The following is a 5,455-nucleotide window of genomic DNA, read 5'->3' as shown; positions in this document are numbered from 1 at the left end:
AGCTCACGGTTGAACCAGGTTGATGAGATGATTTCGTTTGTATCAATCTCAGGGTTTGCTTGAGTAATTTCCAAACTCAATTTTTTTGAACAAAGCCAATGGTTTTTATTTTTAGATTCTAATGGGAGGTTCTTTGGTAGATTCCGTGTCCCAACTTGGGACTCTTTAACGGAATTGTTGGGACTCTTTCATGGAATTGTTGGAACTGTTCCACTGTTGGAACTGTTCCATTGTTGGTACTGTTTAAATCATCATTTTCACTATCAAAGAGTACCGTTACTGGTACTGTTTCTCGACCTTTAACGCCGATCAAAACATAAACTTTAACTTGTTTGGTACGGCCTTTTCGCTCACCAGTATCTACAATCAAACCATCCTCAATTAACTCATCTATAATTTTAAGCACAGTTTTACGATCCATCTCTGTATCTTCAACAAGACGGGCAATACTTGGGTAGCAAACATAATCTTCACCAGCTCGATCTGCCAGTGAGAGTAAAACCAGTTTCTTGAGTGGTTTTAGTGCACCACCCTTTTTCTGTTTCTGGCGTGTTTTCCACGCCCACATTGATGCATCTAAACTCATACATCACCAACCTTAGGTCTTAAATATCCGCCCATGTATTCAATCTTTTGGGCCTTAAACAAACTCGTTTCGATTTCGCCAGCTAAATGCAAAGTAATGCGTCCACGGCATGCAAGTTGCTGCCTAAACTCTTCACGGGTAATTGCTGCATTCTCTTCGTTGTAGCCGCGCTTACGGAGATTGGCCTTATTGCGCTCAAGCAAATCATTTAAAAGTTTCAATGCCGGTTCATACCAGGATTGGATCGCCTGAAGTTGTTTGTAATCTGGAAGCTTTGTATTCATGAAACCTCCGCTAGTACTTGCTCAATATCTGTAAGACGGCGTTTTGCGTTCAACTCAGCAATTGAGGCATGGCGTAATTCAGATTCTGCAGCTGTAACACGTTGGCCATTCACCAAAATGGTGACTCCACTACTTTGGAGCCCGCAAACATCCTGCACTGTGAAAAGCTCATCTGAATCAAAAGTTCTGTTGATGAACTCAAGTGGTGTTTTAATTACAACCGTATCCCCCACAATGAAATCACTGTTGTGGGTTGATAATTCGTTTGATATATTTGTCATGTTCTTAATCTCTCCAGATTGATGGACACTGACCGCTAAACCTGTTCGCGCAGGAAAGCGGTTTTTTATTATTTAAAGAGAATTCGCATATATTCTGGCGAAGTGAATGCATGCGCTAAATACACTCTTGTTGCCTCTGCCACTTCTGGCGAGCAATACACATCACTAGCTGATACAACCTTTAATTCAAGGCTATTCAATAAAGCTCCAATAAACTCAAGCTCCGTCAATCCATTGTTTTTTTTATCATTTTTCAATCTTGATAGAGTACTTCCATCAACTCCAACCTGTTCCGCGACTTTGCTTTGATTGCTGGCATTAAGGTGGCGCAATATTAAGGCTGCGTTATTGCGGGCCATTTCCGTTAATTCTGGTAATACTTTGCTCATGGTTTTTCCTAAGCTTTTAAGGCTTCGCTATCGGCTTTCAATTTGCCGTCAGTTGTTACTTGCAACACTGCTTGTGTCTTCAATGGAATACCTTTGTTTTCCCACTTCCATAAGGTCACTGTTGAAATGCCTGTTTTTACTGAAAGCTCTTTGCGATTTTTACAATTGTGATAACTCATAAAATCACTGTAATTCATAGTTGCACCAAATTAACTATAGTTAATAGATCAAATTTAACACTTGTTAACCATAGTTTCAATACACCGTATTAACATTAGTTAATGTTTTGGAAATGTTTGTTATGTCTTTACACGAACGTATTAAGCAAAAATTAGATGAGAAAAATCTAAAAGCTGCGGATCTAGCAAGGGCGACAAAGAAGTCTGCCGTATCTGCTAAGAAATGGCTTGACGGGGTTAGTGTTCCTACAGCTGAGAATTTAAAAACAATTGCTAAGTTCCTAGGTGTAACTGATGACTGGCTTTTATTTGGTGGTAAGGAACAGCAAACAGTTGATAACAATGTATCGAATAAACCAGCTCGATTAGCCCCTGTATTGTCATGGGTTCAAGCTGGAACATTTACCAATGTTCAAGCAGTAGACATGTCCCAAGTAGAAGAATGGCTACCACTTCCGGAAGAGTGTACTAATTGTTTTTATCTTAAGGTTCAAGGGATTAGCAATCAACCCGATTTCCTTGAAGGTGATTATATTCTGGTTGATCCAGATGTGTATTACAGTGATATGCAATCTGGTGACATGGTTGTAGTAAGAAAATTTGAAGATGCAACTTTCAAAAAATTAGTTATCGAAACAGATGGTTCTCGGTATATGCAGGCTCTAAATCCTAACTTTCAACCTAACATTATTCCTTTGGATGAGCATTGCCATTTTGTGGGACAAGTTGTGGATTGCATGCGATATACATATCGAGCTAAAAGAAGAACTAGACCTAATCATAGTTAATTATTAATTAAATAAAGACCCGCCGTGAGCGGGTTTTCTTTTGTGAATTAATAAAACATTAAATTAATGTTAAGTAAATTATTAACCAAAGTTAATTTAATTCTTGACTATAAAATTAACCATAGTTAATATAAATCTCATAGACAGCAAAAAGCCCCGGGATCTTGGCGGAACAACGGGGCTCTTCACTTACATGAGGTCCATTATGGAACAAAATGTTTTAAATCACAACCGAAGCTACATCTCTGGCAAGACTTTGCTTAAAGGATGTGCTTTGGCAGCAATCACAGCCGGTACCTTATCTGGTGCTTATGCCCTTGTTACTAAACCAGTTGATATCGCCCCTGCGTTTAGCTATGCAAACACTCAATCCATGTACGGCATATTAGCAGTTCAAATTACATCTGAAACAACTGGCGAAGCTGTAATTAATCTTGATAGCTTCCGTGTGTACACAAGCTTTGATTTTAAGTTGGTACCAGACGATAACGGTCAACTCGGCAGCAATGATGAAGCTGTATTTATCTATAACCTGGCTGTTGATCGTGTCTTAACACCAACTGGTGGAAGTTATAACGACTTCACCAATGCGGATGACATTCGGAACATGATCACAGTGATCACCGCCCACATTGAAAAAAACAAAATGGTTCGGGGGTGATCATGAACATTACCAAATTTACTACCCCATTCCGCGAATACTTATTGAAAGATGATCAAGGCTTCTACCATGTTCGCCTTGGTTCAAAAATCTTTATGACCAAAGTTTCTTTGAACTATACGCCTGAATTCGACAATGACTTTTTCGGCGGTGCACAGGAACTGGCATTCGACTGGTATTCAGTTCGAGTAAAAGATTCTAAAGATGCTGAGCCACGTCCAATTACCACGGATGAGCTTTCTATCCCATGGGTCAAGCGTGAGTTAAAGCGTGCCGTTAATGAACAACGTTCAAAAGAACGCAACGCACGTAACAGCCAAACATCACGCTATAGCGCCAACCAGCGCACCGCTTATCATAATCATAATAAGGGTTTGTAATCATGGCTCTAAATATAATTAATGCTGACCAGACCCTATTGGTTCAAGCGATTATTGTTTACTTATATGCTGACCCTGGTCTTGGTAAAACTTCTATCGGCTTTACTGGTGACAAGGTTATTTCATTCGACTTTGATAAAGGTGCACATCGTACTGGTGAGTTGCGTCGCGGATCAGTGGTACAGGTTCAACAATGGAAAGATGTGGCAGATCTCACGCCACAGGACTTGGCTCCATTTAACACCATTGTTCTTGATACTGTTGGCGCAATGCTTGAGAGCATTAAGACTCACTTGTTATTGACGGCGAATAATCGCCAAAAAGATGGTTCTTTAAAGCTTAAGGCTCAAGGTTTAGCGAATCAAATATTCAAGCAATATGTGAACTCGCTTATCAGCTCAGGCAAAGATGTTGTTTTTATTGCTCACGCCTCAGAAGATCAGAACGGAGACCAGATTATCTATCGTCCGGATCTGGGTGGTAAGAATCGTAATGAGTTATACCGTATTGCAGACATTATGGGTTATTTAACAACTGTCACAACCACTGAAGGTAAAAATGCCCGGGTAATCAACTTTAAGCCTAGCCCTACCCACCATGCCAAAAACTCGGGTGCGCTTGGTGGAGACACAGGCGAACTTTGGGTGCCAGATCTTAAAACGAATCCAACATTCCTTGCTGATCTGATTAAAGCTGCCAAGGACCACATCAACACGCTCACGCCTGAACAATTGGCTACAGCAAAGGCTGTAGAAGATTTAGAGAATTGGAAACAGAGTTGTGCTGAAGCTGAGCATGCTGGCGATTTAAATCAGCTTACAGAGTCTTTATGTAAAGACCACATGTACTATCAGAACATGCGCCAAATCATGCTTGCTCGGTCTAAAGAGCTCGGGTGCACTTTTGATAAAAATCAAAACAAGTGGATCGGTCAGCCTGAGTTCCAAGGCATTTCTAATGCCCAACGTGACGAGCTACTTAGCTTTATAGATGAACGCGGCCTAGATACAAAAACAGTGTGTGAGCACTTGGGCATTGATAGCCTTTTGCAGATCGCAGCACAAACCTTAAACGCCGTTAAAAAAGACATCGACAACATGGCTAAACAAGGTGTTCGATCATGAAATTCAACTATTCCACTATTACCCGAACACTCACAGTGTTCGGGGGCCATATGACTCATATTTTTGACAATGTAAATGAGTCCGAAATTCTAGCCCACGTAGCCAATGCAAAGTTTAAAGAAGCGACTTGGAGAAAAAGAAAGTGATTACAGTACCTGAAAAATTGAAAGCAATGAAACCCCAAGCCCGTTGGGAATGGTTCGATCGACAAAAAGAAATTTTACGTGAAGCTGCAAAGACTGGTACCAAAGCTGAATTTACGCCTGAACTTACTGAAGCTTTCATGTACATGGCAGATATTGATAATCTGAAATATTGTGAAATGGTCACAATGCATCACAATGCTATTGTTGTTGCAGCCAGCGCTCTTATTGAAAGTGATTTCGATAATGCCCGTGATTGGCTCTTAAATCTTGTTGAGCAGGCAGATGAAGTTGCCTGGCAAATGTATTCCAATGCTCAAGAGTTTTATGACCGTAATCAATTAAATTGGCCTGATTCGGTCGAAGATCACCAAAAAAATATTGCTCAGTCAAAAGTGAAAACCAAAGAAGATCGTGAAAAATTTGATATTTGGTATGAACAAAATATCAATCCATTACTTAAGAGTGGTTCACCTTCTCATAATGTCAATTTCCCTGTGTGATATGTGCTGAATTAGCAGGAGACTTTCACTTGGGATATGCTAGGCAGCTAACCGATAAAAGTTCTCTGCTATTTGATTTGGCGTTTTAAAATCCAAACTCTTTTGAATTCTTCGCTGATTATAAAATAACACAATGT

General features: G+C 40.1%; 9 protein-coding genes and 1 pseudogene. 5 read left to right on the top strand and 5 right to left on the bottom strand.

The genetic code is table 11. The annotated features are described in order from the left end of the window. From ACINWC323_RS0118770 to ACINWC323_RS16045, 5 genes and pseudogenes are all read right to left on the bottom strand, one after another. Window positions 1-586: pseudogene (locus tag ACINWC323_RS0118770) on the bottom strand (helix-turn-helix domain-containing protein); the annotation flags it as partial. Further along, window positions 583-870: a hypothetical protein gene (locus ACINWC323_RS16030; RefSeq protein ID WP_009508508.1), complete on the bottom strand. Its 288-nt coding sequence runs from the start codon at window positions 868-870 to the stop codon at window positions 583-585. The pseudogene ACINWC323_RS0118770 and the gene ACINWC323_RS16030, both read right to left, overlap by 4 nt. Continuing rightward, a complete protein-coding gene (locus ACINWC323_RS16035) occupies window positions 867-1,151 on the bottom strand; it encodes a hypothetical protein (protein ID WP_032881045.1) in 285 nt (94 codons plus the stop codon). Before ACINWC323_RS16035 ends, ACINWC323_RS16030 begins: the two co-directional genes overlap by 4 nt. Window positions 1,152-1,219: 68 nt before the next feature. Beyond that, window positions 1,220-1,540 carry a helix-turn-helix domain-containing protein gene (locus ACINWC323_RS16040; protein WP_032881042.1) on the bottom strand — a complete coding sequence of 107 codons (321 nt, stop codon included), beginning with the start codon at window positions 1,538-1,540 and terminating at the stop codon, window positions 1,220-1,222. Window positions 1,541-1,548: 8 nt separating this feature from the next. Continuing rightward, on the bottom strand, window positions 1,549-1,737 hold the full coding sequence (locus ACINWC323_RS16045) for a hypothetical protein (protein WP_009508496.1): 189 nt from the start codon (window positions 1,735-1,737) through the stop codon (window positions 1,549-1,551). Between the two features lie 104 nt (window positions 1,738-1,841). Between ACINWC323_RS16045 and ACINWC323_RS16050 the strand changes: the two genes are divergently transcribed. From ACINWC323_RS16050 to ACINWC323_RS16070, 5 genes are all read left to right on the top strand, one after another. Further along, on the top strand, window positions 1,842-2,507 hold the full coding sequence (locus ACINWC323_RS16050; protein ID WP_032881039.1) for a LexA family protein: 666 nt from the start codon (window positions 1,842-1,844) through the stop codon (window positions 2,505-2,507). A gap of 205 nt (window positions 2,508-2,712) precedes the next feature. Next, entirely contained in the window at window positions 2,713-3,168 is a 456-nt protein-coding gene (locus tag ACINWC323_RS16055) for a hypothetical protein (RefSeq protein WP_009508494.1), read from the top strand. 2 nt (window positions 3,169-3,170) lie between these two features. Further along, the gene (locus ACINWC323_RS16060; protein WP_009508498.1) at window positions 3,171-3,548 is read left to right on the top strand and encodes a hypothetical protein; all 378 of its coding nucleotides are present in this window, start codon (window positions 3,171-3,173) and stop codon (window positions 3,546-3,548) included. A gap of 2 nt (window positions 3,549-3,550) precedes the next feature. Beyond that, window positions 3,551-4,672, top strand: a complete 1,122-nt coding sequence (locus ACINWC323_RS16065; protein ID WP_009508510.1) for an ATP-binding protein — start codon at window positions 3,551-3,553, stop codon at window positions 4,670-4,672. Between the two features lie 142 nt (window positions 4,673-4,814). After that, window positions 4,815-5,318: a hypothetical protein gene (locus ACINWC323_RS16070; protein ID WP_032881035.1), complete on the top strand. Its 504-nt coding sequence runs from the start codon at window positions 4,815-4,817 to the stop codon at window positions 5,316-5,318. Window positions 5,319-5,455 lie beyond the last annotated feature (137 nt).

It is taken from the genome of Acinetobacter sp. WC-323 (assembly GCF_000314615.1).
GTDB lineage: Bacteria > Pseudomonadota > Gammaproteobacteria > Pseudomonadales > Moraxellaceae > Acinetobacter > Acinetobacter courvalinii.
Note: the sequence above shows the minus strand (reverse complement) of the source record. Positions and strands in the feature narration are given on the sequence as shown.

What these genes read in the sequence shown, in the direction of transcription:
- ACINWC323_RS16045 (WP_009508496.1), bottom strand. Translation starts at nt 1,737, where the DNA reads ATGAATTACAGTGATTTTATGAGTTATCACAATTGTAAAAATCGCAAA.
- ACINWC323_RS16055 (WP_009508494.1), top strand. Translation starts at nt 2,713, where the DNA reads ATGGAACAAAATGTTTTAAATCACAACCGAAGCTACATCTCTGGCAAG.
- ACINWC323_RS16060 (WP_009508498.1), top strand. Translation starts at nt 3,171, where the DNA reads ATGAACATTACCAAATTTACTACCCCATTCCGCGAATACTTATTGAAA.
- ACINWC323_RS16035 (WP_032881045.1), bottom strand. Translation starts at nt 1,151, where the DNA reads ATGACAAATATATCAAACGAATTATCAACCCACAACAGTGATTTCATT.
- ACINWC323_RS16050 (WP_032881039.1), top strand. Translation starts at nt 1,842, where the DNA reads ATGTCTTTACACGAACGTATTAAGCAAAAATTAGATGAGAAAAATCTA.
- ACINWC323_RS16065 (WP_009508510.1), top strand. Translation starts at nt 3,551, where the DNA reads ATGGCTCTAAATATAATTAATGCTGACCAGACCCTATTGGTTCAAGCG.
- ACINWC323_RS16030 (WP_009508508.1), bottom strand. Translation starts at nt 870, where the DNA reads ATGAATACAAAGCTTCCAGATTACAAACAACTTCAGGCGATCCAATCC.
- ACINWC323_RS16040 (WP_032881042.1), bottom strand. Translation starts at nt 1,540, where the DNA reads ATGAGCAAAGTATTACCAGAATTAACGGAAATGGCCCGCAATAACGCA.